The organism is Gemella sp. GH3 (assembly GCF_013415425.1).
Lineage (GTDB): Bacteria > Bacillota > Bacilli > Staphylococcales > Gemellaceae > Gemelliphila.
In genome coordinates this window covers 1-21,558 of record NZ_JACBYC010000248.1, presented here as the reverse complement: position 1 = coordinate 21,558, position 21,558 = coordinate 1, and the positions used below count along the sequence as shown (strand labels likewise).

General features: G+C 26.3%; 18 protein-coding genes and 1 pseudogene. 16 read left to right on the top strand and 3 right to left on the bottom strand.

What is annotated here, in order from left to right; translation table 11 throughout:
- A partial coding sequence (locus HZY83_RS08130) for a pneumococcal-type histidine triad protein (protein ID WP_179943530.1) occupies positions 1–2,400 on the bottom strand: 2,400 nt, incomplete at its 3' end.
- A 224-nt stretch (positions 2,401–2,624) separates the two neighbouring features.
- Between HZY83_RS08130 and HZY83_RS08125 the strand changes: the two genes are divergently transcribed.
- The 7 genes from HZY83_RS08125 to pflA all read left to right on the top strand — a co-directional run bounded on the left by HZY83_RS08125 (position 2,625) and on the right by pflA (position 10,744).
- On the top strand, positions 2,625–3,467 hold the full coding sequence (locus HZY83_RS08125; protein ID WP_179943529.1) for a sulfurtransferase: 843 nt from the start codon (positions 2,625–2,627) through the stop codon (positions 3,465–3,467).
- A gap of 17 nt (positions 3,468–3,484) precedes the next feature.
- The gene (locus HZY83_RS08120) at positions 3,485–4,045 is read left to right on the top strand and encodes a GNAT family N-acetyltransferase (RefSeq protein ID WP_179943528.1); all 561 of its coding nucleotides are present in this window, start codon (positions 3,485–3,487) and stop codon (positions 4,043–4,045) included.
- A gap of 66 nt (positions 4,046–4,111) precedes the next feature.
- On the top strand, positions 4,112–5,920 hold the full coding sequence (gene pepF, locus HZY83_RS08115) for an oligoendopeptidase F (protein ID WP_179943527.1): 1,809 nt from the start codon (positions 4,112–4,114) through the stop codon (positions 5,918–5,920).
- Between the two features lie 126 nt (positions 5,921–6,046).
- Positions 6,047–6,904 carry a bifunctional DNA-formamidopyrimidine glycosylase/DNA-(apurinic or apyrimidinic site) lyase gene (mutM, locus tag HZY83_RS08110; protein ID WP_179943526.1) on the top strand — a complete coding sequence of 286 codons (858 nt, stop codon included), beginning with the start codon at positions 6,047–6,049 and terminating at the stop codon, positions 6,902–6,904.
- A 287-nt stretch (positions 6,905–7,191) separates the two neighbouring features.
- Positions 7,192–9,438: a formate C-acetyltransferase gene (pflB, locus tag HZY83_RS08105; RefSeq protein WP_179943525.1), complete on the top strand. Its 2,247-nt coding sequence runs from the start codon at positions 7,192–7,194 to the stop codon at positions 9,436–9,438.
- An 82-nt stretch (positions 9,439–9,520) separates the two neighbouring features.
- The gene (locus HZY83_RS08100; RefSeq protein WP_179943524.1) at positions 9,521–9,919 is read left to right on the top strand and encodes a hypothetical protein; all 399 of its coding nucleotides are present in this window, start codon (positions 9,521–9,523) and stop codon (positions 9,917–9,919) included.
- 51 nt (positions 9,920–9,970) lie between these two features.
- Positions 9,971–10,744 (top strand): pyruvate formate-lyase-activating protein, encoded by a 774-nt coding sequence (pflA, locus tag HZY83_RS08095; RefSeq protein ID WP_179943523.1) that lies wholly within the window; start codon positions 9,971–9,973, stop codon positions 10,742–10,744.
- A gap of 149 nt (positions 10,745–10,893) precedes the next feature.
- Here the strand turns inward: pflA and HZY83_RS08090 are convergent, their stop codons facing one another.
- Together HZY83_RS08090 and cls are read right to left on the bottom strand one after the other, a co-directional pair.
- Positions 10,894–11,841: a peptidylprolyl isomerase gene (locus HZY83_RS08090; protein WP_179943522.1), complete on the bottom strand. Its 948-nt coding sequence runs from the start codon at positions 11,839–11,841 to the stop codon at positions 10,894–10,896.
- Between the two features lie 72 nt (positions 11,842–11,913).
- Positions 11,914–13,440, bottom strand: coding sequence for a cardiolipin synthase (cls, locus tag HZY83_RS08085; RefSeq protein ID WP_179943521.1), 1,527 nt, complete (start codon positions 13,438–13,440; stop codon positions 11,914–11,916).
- A 185-nt stretch (positions 13,441–13,625) separates the two neighbouring features.
- On the opposite strand from cls, the gene HZY83_RS08080 reads away from it, so the two are divergent.
- The 9 genes and pseudogenes from HZY83_RS08080 (at position 13,626) to HZY83_RS08040 (ending at position 20,429) form a co-directional block, all read left to right on the top strand.
- Positions 13,626–13,781 carry an SE1561 family protein gene (locus tag HZY83_RS08080; RefSeq protein WP_179943520.1) on the top strand — a complete coding sequence of 52 codons (156 nt, stop codon included), beginning with the start codon at positions 13,626–13,628 and terminating at the stop codon, positions 13,779–13,781.
- A gap of 113 nt (positions 13,782–13,894) precedes the next feature.
- Positions 13,895–15,235, top strand: coding sequence for a 23S rRNA (uracil(1939)-C(5))-methyltransferase RlmD (gene rlmD, locus HZY83_RS08075; protein ID WP_179943519.1), 1,341 nt, complete (start codon positions 13,895–13,897; stop codon positions 15,233–15,235).
- A 174-nt stretch (positions 15,236–15,409) separates the two neighbouring features.
- Positions 15,410–16,078 (top strand): hypothetical protein, encoded by a 669-nt coding sequence (locus HZY83_RS08070; protein ID WP_179943518.1) that lies wholly within the window; start codon positions 15,410–15,412, stop codon positions 16,076–16,078.
- 388 nt (positions 16,079–16,466) lie between these two features.
- Entirely contained in the window at positions 16,467–16,820 is a 354-nt protein-coding gene (locus HZY83_RS08065) for a hypothetical protein (protein ID WP_218925380.1), read from the top strand.
- A gap of 27 nt (positions 16,821–16,847) precedes the next feature.
- Positions 16,848–17,867, top strand: a complete 1,020-nt coding sequence (locus HZY83_RS08060; protein WP_179943517.1) for a DMP19 family protein — start codon at positions 16,848–16,850, stop codon at positions 17,865–17,867.
- Between the two features lie 48 nt (positions 17,868–17,915).
- Complete coding sequence (locus HZY83_RS08055; RefSeq protein WP_228098480.1) at positions 17,916–18,470, top strand: DUF2004 domain-containing protein; 555 nt, start codon at positions 17,916–17,918, stop codon at positions 18,468–18,470.
- A gap of 342 nt (positions 18,471–18,812) precedes the next feature.
- The gene (locus HZY83_RS08050) at positions 18,813–19,145 is read left to right on the top strand and encodes a MazG nucleotide pyrophosphohydrolase domain-containing protein (protein ID WP_228098479.1); all 333 of its coding nucleotides are present in this window, start codon (positions 18,813–18,815) and stop codon (positions 19,143–19,145) included.
- 560 nt (positions 19,146–19,705) lie between these two features.
- Positions 19,706–19,966 (top strand): annotated as a pseudogene (locus HZY83_RS08045) (DUF6630 family protein); the annotation flags it as partial.
- Positions 19,967–20,024: 58 nt separating this feature from the next.
- The gene (locus HZY83_RS08040; RefSeq protein ID WP_179943514.1) at positions 20,025–20,429 is read left to right on the top strand and encodes a GNAT family N-acetyltransferase; all 405 of its coding nucleotides are present in this window, start codon (positions 20,025–20,027) and stop codon (positions 20,427–20,429) included.
- Positions 20,430–21,558: the final 1,129 nt, after the last annotated feature.

Sequence of the window (21,558 nt, the reverse complement as noted above, 5' to 3'; positions counted from 1 at the left end):
ATTTAAAAAGTTACTATTAGCATTTAATGTAATTAGAGTTGTGAAATTATTAATACCTTCTAAACTTTTCAATATATTATTTTCTATATTTAGAAGTGAAAGTGAGTTTTGTTTTTTTTGTATATTAATATTAGTTATCTTATTTTTAGAAACATTTAGATTTTCTAAATTGCTAAAGTTATCAATTCCTTGTAAAGTAGTTAAATTATTATTTTCTAAATTTAGTGCAACAAGTGAATTGTTACTAATTTTTTCTAAATCTTTTATCTTGTTATTTTTAGCCACTAATGATTTTATTTTAGGTAAGTTAGATAGAAATTTTACATTATCTAAGTTAGAATCATTTACTGTAAGTTCTTCTAAACTAGGAGCTTCTAAATTTTCAAGATTAATTTTAGGATTATTTGATAAAAATAATCTTGTTAGATTTGATTTATTATTTAAAGGACTAATATCAACTATATTATTATTTTCTAAACTTACCGCATTCAGATTATTTAAGTTTTTTAGTGGTGATAAATCTTTTATGTTATTATAATCAAGGTTTAGTGATTCTAGTTTTTTTAGTTTAGAGAGAACAGTTATGTCAGTAATATTACTTCCAGCTATAGCAATAGATTTTAAATTAGGGTATTCTTCTAAAAACGAAATATCAGAAATATCATTTTGTGATATGTCTATTCCCTCTAATGTAGGAATATTTTTCAAGAATGCATAATCTTTAATACCTGTTTTTGTTAGCCATAAATGTTTTAGTTTTTTGAATTGATACAATGGTGTAACATCATCTATTTGTGTAAATCCAACGCCTAATACTTCAATATTAGGCATTAATTCTAGACCTTTTCTTTTTAGAGGATTTTCTTTTTGCCCTATATTAATATATTTTACTGCTTTTAACCATTCTTTCATTTTTTCTGTATCTGTTTCATCTTTTGGAAAATCTGTTTCTGCATTAGCGTGAATAATATCATTAATAGTTTCATCATCAAATCCTAATTTTTTTAAAGTTTCTGTTCCGTTGTTATGATGATGATCGTGATGAGGATCTTCTATTGGTTTATTGATGTCAACGTTTTTTACTAATATTGAATGACTGTGATCTCCGTGTGGATAAATAAACGCTAATCCTTCATTTGTTTCTACTATTTTTATAGAATTTACATTTAAATCTAGTTGTTTTGCTAAATAGTTTCTTTTAGCATCAATATCTAAATCAGTGTCATTATTGTCTTTATCGTTTGTATTGATATTGTTGCTATCTATATTTAGCTTTTTATTATATTCATCTCTAGCTTTTTTTATCTGTTCTTTTGGTATTAAATTTTCCCACGTTGAATTTACAAGTTGATAGTACGGTATAAAATGACTATGACCATCGTGATTGACAATTATTCCATAATCAGTATGTGATTCGATATTTTGTCCATTAAAGATAAAGCCATCACTAGTAGGAAAATCGATACCCGAAAATTTTAGTTTGCTAGTTTGATAATTAGGATCTTCAATATCTTTTTTTGTTTCGTTAGAATCTTTTTGATTAGGAATATCCTGTGTAGATATACTAGGAATTTCTATATTAACATATTTTTTGGGAATAAAATGGAAATGATCTCCGTGTCTAACTATATATCCATTTTCAGTTTCCCCAACAATATCATTAGGATCGAATATATACCCGTCATTATTTTTATTATTTAGATAGTTAATATTAGAATTCATTTTGTATTTATTATTTTCATTTGGAATTAAGTATTCCCATTTTGTCCCTCTTAATTGGCTGTATGGTATAAAGTGTGCATGCCCATTATGAGACAGTATTAGTCCTAAGACTGTACGTCCCATTATTTGACCTTCATTTGAAAAAATGAATCCGTCACTAGTAGGGTAATCAATTCCGGCTATTCCGTTAGTAGAATCTTTTGAATTTGTACTATCTTTATAGTTATTTTTTGTTATTTTTTTTGCTTCTTCTTCAGTAACGATGTTAGTCTGTTCTACATTTTTTTTAGGATAATAGTAAAACTTATTGTTTACTTTTATTACATATCCTTGCGCTAACTCGTACTGAATATCATCTTCTTTTAAAACATAATTAACATCTTTCATAACTAAAGTGTCAAGTATCTTTGCGTTGTATGGAACAATACCTTTTTCGAAATGAGTGTGATCATCGTGTATAGCCACGTATCCATCTTCTGTTATTTCTGATACTACAACAGTGCTTATTTTATCTTTGTAGTTTATTTTTTTGTTATCTAAATTAGAATTTATAGTAGTAATATTTTGTTTTTCTTGGTTATTATTATCGTTATTATTAAATTTGTATATTCCAAAAGTAAGTAAACACGTAGTAATAACCCCTGTCGTTCCAATTATTATTTTTTTGTTTTTATTCATATTTACTCCTTAAAATGAAATTATTTCGATTTAGATTATAGCATGTAGATCTTATTTTGTAAATAGTAATCAATACTATTTATAAAATTATTTTAGTTAGCATTTTTCAAACAACACTTATTTTTATAATTTCTATAAATGATACAAACATTTTCAATATTATAGAATTTTATTTTTTTTAATAGTATAATTAAATTAATTAAGATTATGCGAGGTAATATATTATGACTAAATTTAATAGTAAAAAGGTTGTGGGAGTAAATTATCTTAAAGAGTCTAGAGATAGAGACAATGTAGTGGTTATTGATGCTAGAGGAAATATGCTTGAAGACAATTCTCAAATGTACGATAGAGCTATTGTTGTAGACTGGACGGATATAAGTTTATTAGGAGAATTTGGTAGTGAAGATTTAGGAAAGTTACTATCAAAAGATAATTATAAAGAAATATTTGAAAAGTTGAATATTAATGAGAATACAGAAGTTTTAGCTTATGGATTTACTATGCCAAAAGAAGGTTTTGGGGACGAAGGACGAATCATCTATACTTTTGAATTTGCGGGTTTAAAAAATGTAAAACTTATAGATGGAGGCTATAATGAAATTCAGAAATTAGGATTTAATAAAGTATATAATAAAGAAGATGATAGAATTAATGTAGAAGATATAGTAAGAAAAGAAGCTAAAGATAATGTACAAGCTATATTTACAGATGAACTACTTACAATAGCGAAAAATAATGATGTTCAAATATTAGATACTAGATTAAAAGAAGAATATAATGGTAGAGTAATTTACGGAGAAAATAAAGCAGGACACATAGTAGGATCTATTTCTCTACCATTTAATACATTAGTAGATGAACTAGGGTTCCTAAAATCAAAGGAAGAAATAGTTTTTTATCTTAATGGGTTAGGAATAGAGAAAAATAAATTAATTGTAACATATTGTACTACTGGAGTAAGAGCAGCTTATGTAGCAGTGATTCTTGCTGAGCTAGGGTATAAAGTTAGAAATTATGAGCCTTCATTTGCTAGATATGCAAATGTGGGAGAAGTAGAATTATAATTAAGGAGAAATTTTGTATGTTAAAAAGTAGACCAGCTACAAAAGAAGATATAAGAGTATTAGACGGAATATATGAATTTATTTTGTCGTTAGAATTAGATATTTTGAAAGAGACGGGGAAAGAAAAGTTTTATAAAATATTAGAAGAATGTTTTGTTTCAGAGAATGATCGTTTTAGTTACAAATATTGTGATGTAATTATACAAAAAGAAGAAATATTAGGTTTTTCTTTTAGTTATCATTATGATAATGTAGTGACTGCTAGAGATTACTGGTTTAATCATATAGTAAAAAAATATAATTTGAGCAGTAACTCTATAATCTTTGATTATAATGAAGCTTTGCCTAATGAATTATATTTAGATACATTATATACATTTGAACAATCACGAGGTCTAGGTGTAGGAACAAAACTTTTGAAGAAATTTTGTGAGAAAACTTATCCAATAAAAAGTTTAAATGTCGCACAAAGTAATATAAGAGCTAAAAAATTGTATGAAAGTTTTGGCTTCACGAAACAAGGAGAAATATGGATAGGTCACGAAAATTATGATCATATGATATTAAATAATAATTAAAAAAATTTATAGTAAATATAAGAAACATTTGATATAATTATAAAAAAATGATAGGAGTAAGATTATATGTCAGAATTACTAAGAAAAGATGTAAAAATAGAAGAAACTTGGGACTTAACACAAATATTTTCTACAGATGAAGATTTTTGGGAAGAATATAATAAAGCAGAAGAAGATATAATAAATATTAAAAATTATCAAAATAAGTTGGCAAATAGTGCACAAGATTTGTTAGAAGTAATGAAATCTTTTGAATCTTATTATTTGAGATTGGAAACAGTGTATGTTTATGCACACCTTAAAAATGATCAAGATACAACTAATAATGTATATAAAGAAATGTATGCCAAAGCATATGATTTATATGTAAGAACTTATACTGAATGGTCTTTTCTAACTCCAGAATTATTAGCGCTAGATGAAGAAACATTGAACAAGTATTTAGAAGAAGTAAAAGAGTTAGAAGTATATAGATTTGAGTTTGAAAAAACTAATAAGGTGCGTCCTTATACATTAGATAAAGAGTTAGAGAGAGTTATTTCTATGGCAGGAAGTGCTTTATCTGCAAGTAGTGATACTTTCTCAGCTTTAAATAATGTGGATGTAAATTTCGGAGAAGTAGAAGATAAAGATGGGAATAAATTGCCTCTAAATCACGGTACGTATGGACAGTATATGGAAAGTAACGATAGAGTGCTTAGAAAAAATACATTTAAGACGTTGTACAAGTATTATAAATCACATATAAATACTTTAGCTTCAACATTATCTGGAAATTTAAAAGCTAATAAATATTATGCAGATACTCATAAATATAGTTCTACTCGTCATAAAGCACTGTTTAACAATCATATACCAGAAGAAGTTTATGATAATTTAGTAAAAACTATAAATAATAATTTAAATGTTTTACACAAATATTATAAATTACAGAAAAAAGTTTTAGGAACAGACGATTTTAGACTTTATGATCGTGCGGTTTCTATGGTGGACGCAGAACCTACTAAGTTTACGTTTGAAGAGGCAAAAAATTTAGTTTTAGAAGCTGTTAAGCCTTTAGGTGAAGAATACGTAAAAGATATGGAAAAAGCATTTACAGAACGTTGGATTGATATACGCCCTAACAAAGGTAAACGTTCAGGAGCTTACTCTTCGGGAGGATATTCTACAAAACCGTATGTATTATTAAATTATGATGAAACATTGAATTATGTATATACTTTAATTCACGAGTTAGGTCATTCTATGCATTCTTACTATACTAGAAAGAACCAACCACAAACTTATGGTAGTTATTCTATATTTGTAGCAGAGGTAGCTTCTACTTGTAATGAGGCTCTTCTATCAAATTATTTATACAAAAAGTTCGAAAAAGAGGGCAACAAACAATTAATGTTAGAAGTTTTAAATCAAGAGCTTTTAGGATATGTATCTACACTATATCGTCAAGTAATGTTTGCAGAATTTGAACATTTAATTAATAAAACTATTCAAGAAGGTGGAGTATTGACATCAGAATACCTAAATGAAAAGTATTTTGAATTAGTTAAGAAATATCATGGAGATTCATTTATCTATGATGATGAAATAGCAACTGAATGGTCTAGAGTACCTCACTTCTATTATAATTATTATGTTTACCAATATGCCACAGGATTTTCTGCTGCACAAGCATTGTCAAGTTTAATATTAGAAGATAGTAAAAATGCAAAAGTATATATAGATGAATTCTTATCTAAAGGGGATTCTAACTATCCTATAGAAGTACTAAAAAATGCTGGAGTAGATATGTCTATTTCTGAGCCTATTGAGAGAGCAGTAAAACTATTTGAAGAAAAAATAGATCAATTCGAAAAATTATATTTTGATAAATAATTAACAATAAATATTTTATATGACGATTAATTTATAGTATTATATTTCATACTTAATACAATATCAATGTATAAAATACTATATTTAATCGTCATTTTCACACCATTTATAATTATAGGAGGACATATGCCAGAATTACCAGAGGTAGAAAATATAAAAATAGGTTTAAAGCCTAATGTTATTAATAAAAAGATATTGAATGTAACTTACTCTAATATAATTAGTGAATCTCATAAAAATGGGAAACTTGCTTTAGTAAAAGATGAATTATCTTATTTTAGTGATAATGTTATTGGTAAAGAAATTTTAGATTTAGAAAGAAGAGGAAAATACGTTTATTTCACTTTAAATGAAGGATATTTAGTAACTCATTTTGGGATGACGGGAGCTTATTTTGTAGTTAATGATGAAAGAGAAATTACTAATAAAAATTATTACAAGCATCGTCATATAATCTTTGAATTATCTACAGGAGAAAAGTTAGTTTTTAGTGATATAAGACGTTTTGGTGAATTGAGATATCTAGACAATATTTCTAATTTTAAACCATTTAAAAACTTGGCTCCTGAGCCTTTTGAAAATAATAGTCTAGATTATTTCTTAGCCAAACTAGAAGAAAAAAAATATAAATTACAGAAAATAAAAGCTTTGCTTTTAGAAGGGAATGTTTTTTGTGGTTGTGGAAATATTTATGCGTGTGAAGTTTTGTATAGAGAAAAGATTAATCCAGAAAGAACAGCAGATAGTTTAACACTTGAAGAAAAAAAACGTATATTTGAAACTCTTGTAGAAATACTTAAATTTAGTATAACTCAAGGAGGATCAACTATTTCTGATTATGTACATTCCGACGGAGGAGAGGGAAATATGCAAAACTATTTAAAAATATATGGAAAAAAAGAATGTCCTTTAGGGCATGAGACTGAGAATATAATTATAAAAACTAGATCTACATATTTCTGTCCGGTTTGTCAAAAAAATTAAAGGAATTATAACAGTTATAGTAACAGATGTAAGTTTTTAGAAGTTATTCACTGAATGTTGTTACAAATCGTTTTCATATTAATTTCTATGCTTTTACACTTTGTTTTCATATTAAAAATATGTAAAAATAGATATTAAAGTTAAGTAATACAGTCCGTCTTGTGTTATTGTTCTATATTATTTGTACACAAATTGTTCACATATACTTGTGAAGTGTTATTGAAATAACATTGTAATTGTTGTACACTAAAACTGTAAAATAAAATAAATTATAAGGAGTGACAAATATGTCAACAAAAGTAGAAACAAAAAAAGCCTTTGTTGGTGGATTATGGGAGAAAGAAGTTAATCTAGTAGATTTTATCAAATCAAACTATACAGAATATCGTGGTGACTCTTCATTCCTAGTAGGACCAACAGAAGATACAAAAGTTTTAGTTGAAAAATTTAATGACTTAATGCGTCAAGAACGTCAAGCTGGTGGAACTTTAGATATGGATACTTCTATTCCATCAACAATTCTTTCACATGGTGTAGGTTATTTAGACAAAGACCGTGAGAAAGTTGTAGGTCTTCAAACAGACAAACCTCTTAAACGTGCGCTTATGACATTTGGTGGTATTAATATGGCTGTTCAAAGTTGTAAAGCTTACGGATACGAAGTAGATGAAGAAGTAATCAAAATTTTCACAGACTATCGTAAAACTCACAACCAAGGAGTATTTGATGCTTATACACCAGAAATGAGAGCTGTTCGTAGATCAGGTGTTATTACTGGATTGCCAGATGCTTATGGACGTGGACGTATCATTGGTGACTATCGTCGTGTAGCACTTTATGGTGTTGATAAATTAATAGAATTCAAAAAAGCTGATTTACAAAAAATTGGAGCAGACGGAGTTATGACAGAGCATGTAATCCGTGATCGCGAAGAAGTAAATGAGCAAATTAGAGCGTTAGGTGAATTAAAAGAAATGGCTCAAATTTACGGATTTGATATTTCTGGACCTGCAAAAGATGCTCGTGAAGCTGTTCAATGGTTATACTTCGGATACTTAGCAGCAATCAAACAACAAAACGGTGCAGCTATGAGTATCGGTAATATAGCTACTTTCTTAGATATTTATATCGAAAGAGATTTACAAGATGGATCATTAACAGAAGTAGAAGCACAAGAATTAATCGATAACTTAGTTCTTAAATTAAGAATGGTTAAATTTGCTCGTACTCCTGACTATAACCAATTATTCTCTGGAGATCCTATTTGGGCTACATTAATAGTTGGAGAAATGTTAGATGCTGAGAAATCATTAGTAACAAAAACAGACTTCCGTTTTATCCACACATTAGATAATATGGGTAACTCACCAGAGCCAAACTTAACTATCCTTTGGTCTTCAAAATTACCTAAAGGATTCAAAGAGTACTGTGCAGAGTCTTCAATCAATCACTCAGCTATCCAATATGAAAGTGATGAATTATTGGCAGACTTCTTACAAACTTGTGATAAATCAATAGCTTGCTGTGTGTCTGGTATGACAACTGGTAAAGATATGCAATTCTTTGGAGCTCGTGCTAACTTAGCAAAAGCATTATTATACACTATAAATGGTGGACGTGATGAAATCAGTGGAGATCAAGTAGGACCTGTAACTGAGCCATTACGTGGAGAATTGAAATATGAAGAAGTTATGGAAAAATTTGATGTATTTATGGAATGGTTATGTAAACTATACATCAATACTTTAAATGTAATCCACTATATGCATGATAAATATTCTTATGAAAGTTTAGAGATGGCTCTACATGATACTGATGTAAGAAGATTTATGGCTACAGGTATCGCAGGATTCTCAGTAGCAGTAGATAGCTTATCAGCAATCAAATATGCAAAAGTAACACCAATCGTTGATGAAGAAACAGGATTAGCTGTAGACTATAAAGTTGAAGGTGAATTCCCAACATTTGGTAACGATGATGATCGTGTAGATGATATCGCAATAGAATTACTAAAAGAGTTTATGACAAAACTTAAAAAACACCCAGTTTATCGTGCAAACGAAACTACTACATCAATCTTAACTATTACTTCAAACGTAGTTTACGGTAAGAAAACTGGTAACACTCCTGACGGACGTCGTGCTGGAGAACCATTCTCACCAGGAGCAAACCCAATGAACGGACGTGATCAAAGTGGAGCATTAGCTTGCTTGAACTCTGTAGCTAAATTACCATACGAATATAGCCGTGATGGAATCAGTTTAACAGCTGCATTCACACCAAATTCATTAGGTAAAAACCACGAAGATAGAATTACTAACTTGGTAGCAATGATGGACGGATACTTCCAACAAGGAGGATTCCACTTAAATACTAACGTATTTAATAAAGAAACTCTTCTTAAAGTTATAGAAGCTCCAGAAGAGTATCCAAACTTCACAATCCGTGTATCAGGATATGCAGTACGTTTAATCAGCTTAACACCTGAACAACAACGTGACGTATTAAGCCGTACAATGCACCAATTCCGATAATAAGGATTAGTTTATTAAAAAAGAGAAGGAGGGCTTGTTGCTCTCCTTTTTTTATGATAGTATATAAAAATAGGAGGTATCAATGAGTATGATTACTACTTTAATGTACTTATTACACATAAGCCCCCCTAAATTATCAAAACAGCAAGTTTATAATATAAAGAATAATTTCTATAAATTAGAGGAAATGTTAGAAATAAGAAATCATGTAATAAAAACTCATAAAAATCTGTCAACTGGCTTGAATAGGGCAATATTAATTGTAATTTTTGTTTTTATCTTTATTTCGGTATTATCTATTATTAGTGGTAATACTATTACTGTTAACAATATTTTTTTTATACATGGCTTTATATTTATGATTTTGTGTATTATTTTATTTGCTTTTAAGATATTTTTTGTTAACACAATAAAAAGACAATATAATAAATTAATTTATTTGTATTATTATAACAATTTAGATGAATTATATATTGATTAAATTTATATATTTACATAGATAATGTAAATATAAAGAAAGGAAGTAATTATTATGGTAGAAAATAAAAACAATACTAATTTAACTGCTAATGTACACTCTATTGAATCTTTTGGAAATGTTGATGGTCCAGGAATAAGATTTGTAGTTTTTTTTCAAGGATGTATGTTACGTTGTAATTATTGTCATAATCCAGATACTTGGAAATTACAAAATCCTAAAGCTACAGAGTACACAGTAGAACAATTAGTGAAAAAAGTAATACGTTATAGACCTTTCTTTGAAGCTAGTGAAGGTGGTGGAGTCACTGTCAGTGGTGGAGAATCATTATTACAGCTAGACTTTGTTTTGGAATTTTTTAGAGAATTAAAAAAAATAGGTATAAACACTTGTGTTGATACTTGCGGTGGTTTCTATGTTGATGCTCCTTCGATGAATAAAAAAATATTAGAGTTGATTTCTTTAACTGATTTATTCTTAGTAGATTTGAAGCATATTGATGATAAAATACATACAAAATTAACAAAACGTACAAATAAAAATATTATAAAATTCACTAATTTTCTAAGTGATAATGGAGCAAAAATGTGGATAAGACACGTTCTAGTTCCAGAATGGACAGATGATGATTATTACTTGCAAAAATTACGTGAATATATAGATACATTAAATGGAATAGAAAGAGTAGAAGTATTACCATATCATGATATGGCTAAATATAAATATAAAGAATTGGGTATAAAATATGAATTAGATCATATTGAACCGCCAACTAAGGATAGAATAGAAAATGCTATAAAAATTTTAGGTGCTAGATACGATTTATAATTATTCTTTTTATTATATTATGGCAACTACATAATATTAATATTTAGTGTGGGGAAACTCTATGCTAAATATTTTTATTATATATTTTAAAATATCATAAGTAAATTAATTAATAAAAAAGTCCTCAATTAATATTGAGGACTTTTTTATTATTGTTGCTGAGTAACTGCTTTTGATGATAACATATCATTTATATAAGATGTAACATCATCAGTTGTACCTTTAACATTGTATTCTTCAAATAATTTTTTAAGTGCAGCACTATAAATTGTAGCATCTTGAGATACAGCAGTTTGAGCCATTTTTTCTACTATTTGAGTTTTTTGTTCTTCATATGTAACTTCTTTTGTATCTAACAATTTAATAATATGGTATCCAAAAGGAGTTTTTACAACTTCAGAAGTTTCTCCTTTTTGTAATTTGAATGCAGCATCGTTAAATTCTGATACAAATGAGCTACTTTCTTTTGAAGACCAACCTAAATCTCCGCCATTAGATGCATTAGACTTATCTGTAGAATTTTCTTTAGCCAAAGTTGAGAAATCTTCGCCGTTTTTAACTTTTTCTAAAACTTCTTCTGCTTTAGCTTTAGCTTCTTCTTCACTAAGTCCATTAGGGTTTGATGCACTCTTAACAGATATTAAAATATGTGCAAGATGATATTGCATTTTATCTTTCTCGTAAGCTTCTTTATATTGTTCTTCTTTAACATTTTTATAATCATTAATCATGTATGCTTGTGCAGTACGAACTTTTAATGCTTCTTTATACTTATCTAATGTAAATCCTTGTTGTTTTAAAGTTGCTTCGAATTTATCTTTTCCACCATATTTATCTTGAGCAGTTTTTATTTGCTCTTCTATGTATTTTTCATCGATTTTATCTTTGTATTTATCTAATAGTACTTTTTTGATTGCTATGTCAGTAGCTGCTTTGGAAATTGTTTGTTTTCCTATGTTATCTAGAACTTCCTGTTGAGTTACATCACCAGATTTTGATGTGATGTATTTTTCAGAATTTGAGTTAGAACATCCAGCTAATCCTATAACTGATGCACTAAGTGCTATAGGTAAAATTACCTTTTTCATTTTCTTCATTATTTAGTTTCCTCCTAAATGTTAGTAATGTAAATATAGCATATTTTGTATAAAAAGACAATATTATTGTTATTACAAAATAGGTGATATTAATCTTGCTAACGCTTCTTTGAATTTTATAGTAAGTTTTCTGTTATTGTATTTTTCTTTTGTTAGTAATTTTGAATTTCTTATATCATTATTAAATATATTTCTAAATTTTTGAGTAGTTTCTTTATCATAAATAAAAGTATTTATTTCAAAATTTAGCTTAAAGCTCCTATTGTCAAAATTTGCACTACCTACACTAGTTACTTCGTCATCAATTATGATAGTTTTTGCGTGTAAGAACCCTTTTTTGTACTCATATATTTTTGCTCCCACATTAGCTAATTCTCCTACATAAGAATAATTTCCCCAGCGAACCAAAATGTGATCTGGAATACTTGGTATCATAATTCTAACATCTATACCAGAAAGAATAGCCATTTTTAGAGCATCTATGACACTTTCGTCTGGTATAAAATACGGAGTTTGAATATAAATGTATTGTCTTGCTCTATTTATCATATGTAAATAGCCGTATTTTATTTGCTCTAATTTATCGTCTGGACCGCTAGTAACAACTTGAATTGGTATATTACCAGTATTTTTTTCATAATTATACAGATGTTTTTCGTTTAAATCAATTAATTCATTTTGTTTTTTTCTTAAAACTTGTGAATTCCAATCATCTATAAATCGAAAATTTAAAGTTGCAACAGCATCTCCAACTATTCTTATATGAGTATCTCGCCAGTAACCTAATTTTCTGTCTTTTCCTAGATATTCATCACCTACATTAAAGCCACCAGTATAACCAATTTTACCGTCAATAACAACAATTTTTCTATGATTTCTATAATTCATACGTAAGTTTATAAGTGGTAGTGATGATTTGAAAAAACTTTTAACCTTAGCTCCTGCATCGATTAATTTTTTTAGAGTATATTTGTTTAATGTTCTAGATCCTATATCATCATAAAGTATATATACTTTGACATTTTCGTTAAGTTTTTGTATTAGTAAATCGAAAAGCTCTTTTCCTATGTTATCTTTTTTTAAGATATAATATTGAATGTGTATATATTCTTTTGCATTTCTTATATCTTCAAATAATAATTTAAACTTTTCATCTCCACTTGTAATAATACTTATTTTATTATTTTCTGATAAAAATGATTGATCAGAGTGGTAATTTAAAGCTATTAAATTTCTATTTCTATATTTTACATCTTCTTCTTTACTAATATTATAAGGTGTACTTGTTTCTAACAGGCTTTTTTGAAATTCTATCTTCTCCTGCTTAGAATATGGAAAGATTTTTTCTCGATATATGGGTCTTCCTAAAATTAAATATAATATTAATCCTAGGTATGGTATAAGTAATAATACTAAAATCCAAGCCCAAGATGATGATGCTTTTTGTGATTCTAAAAATATTATTGTTAGAACAATTAATGTATTTATAGCATAAAATATTGACAATGTAGAAAAATTATTTAGAAATTCAATTATATAATTATAAACTTCTAAAATACGTGAACTTATTGATAAAGTAATTATCAAGTTTACGAACATATGATAACACCCTTTCCTTAATTTAACTATAAATAGCTTTATAAATATAATAATATATTTTGAGAAAATATCAATAATAAAGTGTCAAATTTTTAAAAAATATTATGAGTTATTGTTAAATAAAAATGTGGTATTTAGATAAAATTTATTATATAATTATAATATTAAATAATAAGGAGATATTTATGTCTGTTAATATTTTAGAAGAATTAAAAAGTAAATTTGAAAATTTAGCAAGTGAGTTAGATAGTATTAAACCAGAAAGTGTAGACTTAAAGCAAATAGATAGACTGATTGAATTGGTAGAAGAATTAGATAATGAGATTAAAACTATAAAATAATTTATAAGTTATTTTATTAGTTATCTATTATCACAAAACTAGATTTTTAAATGTGTTTTACTTTTAGAAATTTAGTTTATTTTTTTAATAAAAATTTTAATGGCAGGTAATAAATGAAACGAAGTATTTTACTGACAATAAAAAAAAATGGTATTAATGGTGAAGGTATAGGGTATTATAAGAAGAAAATTACTTTTGTAAAAGGTGCTTTACCTGGAGAAATTGTAGAATGTGTAATTATAGAGGAAAATTCGAAATATATTAAGGCTAATTTGTTAAAAATAAAAGAAAAGAGTTCATATAGGGTAAGTAATGTAAGAAAAGAATTTTTGGATAGCGGTGCATACAATTTAATCCATGTAGATTATGCTAAACAGTTGGAGTTTAAACGTGATATAGTTGTTGATGCTTTTTCAAAGTATCTAAAAGGGAAAAATATTGAAATAGAGAATACTATTGCTAGTCCTATACAAATACATTATCGTAACAAAAATCAATTTCCTGTAGCTATTCGCAAAGGGAAATTAATAGCTGGACTTTACAAAGAAGGAACTAATGAATTAGTAAATGTTACAGATTGTGTTGCACTACATAAAAATGGTAATAAGGTAACAGAACTCATAAAAAAAAGTATAGTTAAATTTAATTTGCCTGTATCTAGTTCTAAGAAATTTAAAGGAATAAAATATATCTCAACGAGAACTTCTTTTGCTACAGGAGATGTTCAGGTTATATTTATAGCAAATACAAGGAAAATAAATAATTTAGAAAAAGCTGTAAATCATCTAAAAAAAGAAAAAATAATAAAGAGTATAGTTCTGAATATAACTAATGAAAAAAGTCATTTATTGTTAGGTGATGAAACTATTTCCTTATATGGAAAAGATTATATAATAGAGAAAATAGGGAATGTCTCTTATAAGTTATCTGCAAATTCGTTTTTTCAATTAAATCCGATACAGACAAAAAATTTATTTGATATTGTAGTAGATGTTGCAAAAATTAAAAAATCTGATGTAGTCTTAGATGCGTTTTGTGGTGTTGGAGTAATAGGGCAATATGTTAGTAAATATAGCAAAGAAATTTATGGTGTAGATATAGTAGAAGATGCCATAATAAATGCTAAAGAAAATATAAAATTGAATAATCTAACAAACTGTAATTATGAAGCGGGAGATGCTACTAATATTATACAGAAATGGAGAAAAGAAGGAATAAACTTTGATGTTGTTATAGTAGATCCACCTCGTTCAGGATTAGGAAATTTAGCTAAACATTTATTATCAACAAAAGCTAAAAAGATAGTTTATGTTAGTTGTAATCCATCTACATTAGCAAAAGATTTAAATATTTTAACTAGAAAATATAAGATAAAAAGGGTAATACCTTTGGATATGTTCCCACAGACTGCGCAAGTTGAAACTGTTGTGCTATTGTCAAAAATTAATAAATAAAAACATTGACATTATATAACTAAAAAATCTGTATTTAGTCATATCATATCAATGTTTTTAGTAACTTTCTTCATCTGAAGAGTTAATTAAAAAATTAGAAGAAAAAATTAATTATTATGAAGAAATATTAAAGTGTAATTGATAAAAATTTTATTTTTTAACGTAGGTGAAATAATGAATGTACATTTAAAAAACTATTTGGGAATCTATCTAATCTATCCATTGAATAACTATTTTACAAAGGAACAGAGAAAAAATCGTCATAAAATGTTATCTGATTGGGAGAAATCAGATTTACAAGAATTGCCAAATCTTGATGAGTTGATAAGCTTTATCAGACAAAATAAAAATATAATACATATAACTCCACAATTTTTTAAAAAATTTGAGATCGTTTGGAAAGATGATTTAAAAAATGGACATCAGTTTGCAGAGTTTTTAATAGAAATGAATTTAGAGGAACTTTTGTGGAAGTTTGATATTTCACCTATGAATATGGCTCTGCAAGTATTAAAACATAATCCTAATCATACGAAAGCATTAGAACTAAAACTGAGAACATTGATTAGGTATCACGATTTTACTTTGCATGAATTGCCTTGGGGAGTATTAATAGATAATGATTTAGAAGAAGAATTAAAATCAGTAGATGAGATGGAAGCTGTAGCTGAAAAATTAGGTTATAAAAATGAATATTTTGATTTATTGCTCTCTTATTGTGAAACGTATTATCCATTATGGTTTGAATATGTGGAAAAAGGTGAAAAAGATGGATTTGAAAATTTCTTAAAATCAAAAGGAATAGATACAGAAAGAATAGTTCTACCATATATTGTGATTTAAGATATTTTTACGTTTGATAGGAGGTAAGTTAATTTATAGATAAGTATAAAAATTAATAATTTAAATTATTGCTGAAATATATCTTGTAAATACTACTGTATATGTAGACTTTAAGAAGTTTGAAAAATCCTATATCAGTTATTTGTATACTTATAATAATGGAGATATGTGATGAAGAAAATTTAAAAAATGGAGAAAACATAATGAGAATACCAACTTATTTAAAAGAAGAGAATTATAACATATTAAATATTGATAATATATTTTCAATAAATTAAAAAATGATGATTTTAACGAGTTTTATGAAGTTTATTTTTATGGCTCATTAATATATAATAATATGATTTGTAGTATTTTTGAGGAAGAAACGGGAAAAGAAAATCCTTGTATGATAGTAGCTCGCTGTATTAATTCAGGAAGAGAAATTTTACTGTACTATCAAGCAAAATATGGATACAATTCAATTTTTTGTGATGAATTTAATTTAGATGATATAAAAACTCGTTCGCTTTCAAAATTAGAAATTCAAAATTCTAAAATAGAAATAGACTTTATCTATAATATTGATTTTGAAGAAGAAAAAGAGGACTTTAATTTTGATGAAGAAGATTTTACAACAACAATTAATGGAGAAAAAATTTCTTTTGAAGAAGTAATAAAAAATGGATTCGATTCTATCAAAATTACTGCTATTGATGAACACGGAACAAAAAGAATCATCTGTGAATTAGAACTTGCATAAATTTATATTAATGAAAAGAGGTTATTTATGAAACTAACAAAAGAAGAATTTAAAATATTAAGTAATGAAAAAAAAACTAAAATAATAGAAAGTTTAGATTATTGGGAAGATAGAGATTATATTATTGAACTGTTAACTTTTTCTGATTTATCAAACCTAGATGCAAAATTGTTAAGTGAACTTGGAAGAGCCTATATCAATGTGGAAGAATACGACGATGCAATTGCTGTTTTTGATATGGTACCAGAAAAAGAAAGAGATGCAATATGGTATTATCGATATGGCTTTGCATATAGTCAATTAGCAGAAAATATAAATTACGATTTTGAAATAAATTCTAAAAAGGCTTTAAGTATTTTAGACAAAGCCGTAGAGCTAGGAAATATACAAGTTATTAATGGATGTTGCAAACTTGTCTATTTTGGAGAGCTAGCGAAAGTACTTGGAAGAAATGAAGAAAAGTATCCTTATATAGCCGAAAAATATAAAGTATATGTTAATAAAAAGGAGGAAACTATGCAGCTACAAAAGAGAAAAATTTACAAAAAAATTACTATTGAGGACATACAAAATTGTAATGATTCTTGGGATATTGTTGATCCAATGTGGAATATAATTAATATTTATGACAGTTATGAAGATTATATTAAATCGGCAGAGAATTTTACCTTAGAGCAAAGGTATTTGTTTGCTATTACTTGGTATTTTGCAGAAGTAAATAATGGAGGACATTATCAATTTTTCTTCAATTCTACAGGGATAGTTTGGGAAGATGTTATAAAAGGTTTCAAATATTTTGGAATGAATGAATATGCTAATAATTTTCAAAGAGTAATTGGCTACTTAGGTGGTACAATTTCTTTTGATAGGAATGAAAGACAAGAAATGTTAGATAAATCCGAAGATAAAAACGAAGAAGAATTTTTTAAGATTTTAGATGAAGTAGAAGATTTTGTTTTTGAATATGATGGGGAAGAAAGTGAGTTAAATTATATAAAAGCTAACCCTGAAAAATTTGTATTTGAAGGTGAATATTTGGGATACTAAATTTTAATCTTAAAATAAGGTAAAATTTACGGGTACTTGATATTAGATATGAATTTTGTAGATATGACAGCGATAAGAAGTACAGTATATCAAGAACGTGTTATTTCTAGAATAAGAAAAAATAGAGGGTCTATTATGAAAAAAATAAATCATAAATTTTTTGGAGAACTAAATTTAGAAAAAGGTTTAAATGATTACGATTTAGATGATACCATCATACTTTGGGAAAAATATGTAAATGAAATAAATACAACTCTTTGGTATGATAAAAATTTTCCAATAACATTAGATTTTTTAGATGATTTAAATAATTTTTTAAATAATTTTGATGAATATGATGAAAAAGCTAGAAAGGAACTAGAGAAATATTTATCAGAAGATAATGAATATATCGTTTTTCATAGGGAAGAGATTGGACTGGATTTACCAGAAGATATAGGAAAATTTGTTGAGTGTATGAAAATTACAAGTATAGGTTTTTGGATAGCTGGAGAAAATGTAATTATTGTTGATTATATGATATCACAGGAAAACAGTGATGAGATATTATCAGTAAAATTTGATAATAATTTTGAAATTGTAGATATTGTATGGGAAAGCTAAGTTAAAATTTAAAGTAAAAAGATACTAAATAAATAGTTAAATAATAAAGAAAATATAACCACCGATCTACTTAGAAATTGGTGGTTAATTGTTATATTAAATAATGATTAAAATAAATACAAACAAATATTAAATAAACACTTTACAAAATTTTAAGTATATGTTAGCTTAATATTAAATAAATATTTAATTTTTATTAAAGTAGGTTTTTAAATGTTTAAGGTTATGAATAATAAACTATTTATGAAGTTATTTTTGGCTGATATGGTTTCTGATTTTGGAGATTCATTTTGGACTAATATTTACAAAATATAATTTTCAAAATTAAAAAGGAGTGTAATGATGAGAATTACAATAGAAGAGTTAGAAAATTATTTAGAAAGTAATTATAGCGGTTTTAACGACCAAAGTTTATTTATGAAATTAATTGAAGAAGTTGGAGAAGTTGCAGAGGTTTTGAACAAACTTTCTGGTAGAAAATTGTCAGAAGATACAGATTTAAAAGATCAATTGGGAAATGAACTAGCTGACGTTATACATTATGCGGTTGGAATTGCTGCTGTGAATGGTATTAATTTGAATAAAGTTATTTTAGAAAAAGATAAAATTGCTACTAAAAAATATAATAGAGCAGTAAATTTAGAGGAGTATATAAAAAATATTAGAAATAAATAATTTTACAGAAGTATTTTTTATTTATGTAAGTATATTAGTTGTTTTTTGTTTAAAATAATTTTAAAGATTTAGCTAACTTTATATAAAACTATATTATAAATAATTTGATTTAGTAATAAAGTAAATTTACAAAATATCTAATATAGTTATTACTAAATTTTTAATCTTTTATTTGAAAATTCTTTATATTAATTTAATAATAATTCTATGAAGTTATTTAAAAATAGAGAAATTAAAAATTTTTTATTAACATAAAATAAGGAGATTATTATGGATATTCTAAAAGGAAATGCACTATATATTATTATAATTTTATGTATTATTTTTTGTGTATATAAAGTATGGAAGTGGAAAAGTTTATCTGTTGATGTAACAATTTCATTTCAAATATGGAATTATGTTTACAGTCTCCACACGATTATTTTGAAAAAAATATAGACAATTATGATGATAGGGGAATTGATGAAGATGAAGTAGACACGATTATTTGAATTGCTATCGTCGATGAACTTATTAATATTAATGTTGTATGTGAATTTGATTGAAAAGAATCGTTAGACGATTTTCTTTTTGGTATAAAAATTTTGGCAGATAAATATTCATTTGATGTAAAAGATGAATGGTTTAGTGAGAATGATGATATTTCTAGTTGGTGTAAAACTTTAAATATTAAGTTGTCAGAACATAATTTATGTCTTGGAGCTATGGATATTGAGAGTGACAGTTATGTTCTGTTTATATGCGAAAACAATAAGTTTAATTTGATGGTTAATCTTAGTAGAGATTTAGAGCGTCGTATTGATTCAGCTGAAAATATGTAAACTTTAAATTTAAAATAACAAATTAAAAAATATATTTGAAATTGGAGAGGGTTATATTATGAAGATAATTAATTTATCAAAGGACGATGTAGAATTTATTGATGACAAACTTGACAAATATGATTCAATGTTTATAGAAAACAAAATTAATGGAAGAGTATCTATAGGTATTAAAGATAATGGAGTTCTAGTGGCTGGCTTAGATGCATGTATGACTGCATTTAGAATATGCTATATTTCTACTGTTTTCGTAGAAGAAAATTATAGACGAAAAGGTTATGGGACTTCTCTTATGAAAGAATTGGAACGTAGAGCAGGGGGCATGGGAGCTAATACAATAAGATTAGATACTTTTGATTTTCAAGGGAAAGATTTTTATATAGCTTTAGGTTATGAACAGATAGGATTTTATAAAAATGATGATGACAAATATTCCGAATACTTTTTTGTGAAAAGAATATAATTAAAAGTATTAGGGATATAATAAATAATAGATTTTATTGATATACTTATTTTGATTCTATATATTTGAATTTTAATACACAATGTTGTAGAAATTTTTATATATTGGATATAGATTGTTTAATAAAACTGTGTTATAATAAATGAGGTTATACGATTCATAAGTAAGTTATTTGAAGGGATAAATTGATAATAAGGGAGGATAGTTAATTTGAACAGCGTAATGCTATTGATTAATTATTAAGTATGTTATATCTAAAAAATTTATAATAAAATAAGAGTAAAAAATATGATATATAGATAAAAATTATATCTTTAATCAATGATTCTGGGGAATTTAATTAAGTAAATAGTTTATAAACTTTTAGATTAATATCTTTGTTGAACTTATAGTCCATATTGTTCTAATATACATCTTATAGTCTAAATTTATAAATTATAGTAAAAATAGTATTCAGCACTTTTTATGTGAAGTAGTTAAATGTAATTTACAGTGTGATAGTTCCGTATCGTGAACTATCACACTTACTGTTTTTATTATCCAGTGAAAAACAGATATTTTGTAATATACTGTAATATAATAAAGGAAATGTAGAAGTATTAAAAGATACAACAACAGCCCACAAGTCAACTACAAATGGAAATAAATTAACAGTAATAGATGAACAAGCTAAATTAATACCAAATTCAAATTCTAAGAAAAAAGATAGTAAAGTTTTATCTAAGACAGGTAAAGTAACAAATCTATTTTTCGAAGGATTAGGATTGTTAATTATTATTTTTAGTTTTTATATTTTTCGTAAAAAAGAAATATAGAATTCTATAGTATTGAATAAATAAACTACGTTGTATTTATTTGATATGAGATACCAGGGAGTGTAATTTGTTATTTTTATTAAAAAAGTAACTGATTATTATTTTCTCAGACTGTTGACAAATGTAATTTGTCAGCAGTCTTTTTTATTCATTTATAAATGAATCCTACCTTATTATAGTTATAATAGTGTTCGTAATAGTTTTAATCATGTGTTGTTATTTAATCTCGTTTTTCTAAAGGGTATTTAGGGGATAAAATCCATGTATGAAACTACTATTATATATATATATATATATATTACTATTCAACATTC

Bases quoted from the DNA above. Each gene is read 5' to 3' on its own strand.
- HZY83_RS08055 (WP_228098480.1), top strand. From the start codon at position 17,916: ATGAATTTTGTAGATATGACAGCGATAAGAAGTACAGTATATCAAGAA.
- pepF (WP_179943527.1), top strand. From the start codon at position 4,112: ATGTCAGAATTACTAAGAAAAGATGTAAAAATAGAAGAAACTTGGGAC.
- HZY83_RS08040 (WP_179943514.1), top strand. From the start codon at position 20,025: ATGAAGATAATTAATTTATCAAAGGACGATGTAGAATTTATTGATGAC.
- HZY83_RS08120 (WP_179943528.1), top strand. From the start codon at position 3,485: ATGTTAAAAAGTAGACCAGCTACAAAAGAAGATATAAGAGTATTAGAC.
- HZY83_RS08070 (WP_179943518.1), top strand. From the start codon at position 15,410: ATGAATGTACATTTAAAAAACTATTTGGGAATCTATCTAATCTATCCA.
- HZY83_RS08100 (WP_179943524.1), top strand. From the start codon at position 9,521: ATGAGTATGATTACTACTTTAATGTACTTATTACACATAAGCCCCCCT.
- HZY83_RS08090 (WP_179943522.1), bottom strand. From the start codon at position 11,841: ATGAAGAAAATGAAAAAGGTAATTTTACCTATAGCACTTAGTGCATCA.
- mutM (WP_179943526.1), top strand. From the start codon at position 6,047: ATGCCAGAATTACCAGAGGTAGAAAATATAAAAATAGGTTTAAAGCCT.
- HZY83_RS08125 (WP_179943529.1), top strand. From the start codon at position 2,625: ATGACTAAATTTAATAGTAAAAAGGTTGTGGGAGTAAATTATCTTAAA.
- pflB (WP_179943525.1), top strand. From the start codon at position 7,192: ATGTCAACAAAAGTAGAAACAAAAAAAGCCTTTGTTGGTGGATTATGG.
- HZY83_RS08060 (WP_179943517.1), top strand. From the start codon at position 16,848: ATGAAACTAACAAAAGAAGAATTTAAAATATTAAGTAATGAAAAAAAA.
- cls (WP_179943521.1), bottom strand. From the start codon at position 13,440: ATGTTCGTAAACTTGATAATTACTTTATCAATAAGTTCACGTATTTTA.
- HZY83_RS08080 (WP_179943520.1), top strand. From the start codon at position 13,626: ATGTCTGTTAATATTTTAGAAGAATTAAAAAGTAAATTTGAAAATTTA.
- rlmD (WP_179943519.1), top strand. From the start codon at position 13,895: ATGAAACGAAGTATTTTACTGACAATAAAAAAAAATGGTATTAATGGT.
- pflA (WP_179943523.1), top strand. From the start codon at position 9,971: ATGGTAGAAAATAAAAACAATACTAATTTAACTGCTAATGTACACTCT.
- HZY83_RS08050 (WP_228098479.1), top strand. From the start codon at position 18,813: ATGAGAATTACAATAGAAGAGTTAGAAAATTATTTAGAAAGTAATTAT.
- HZY83_RS08065 (WP_218925380.1), top strand. From the start codon at position 16,467: ATGATAGTAGCTCGCTGTATTAATTCAGGAAGAGAAATTTTACTGTAC.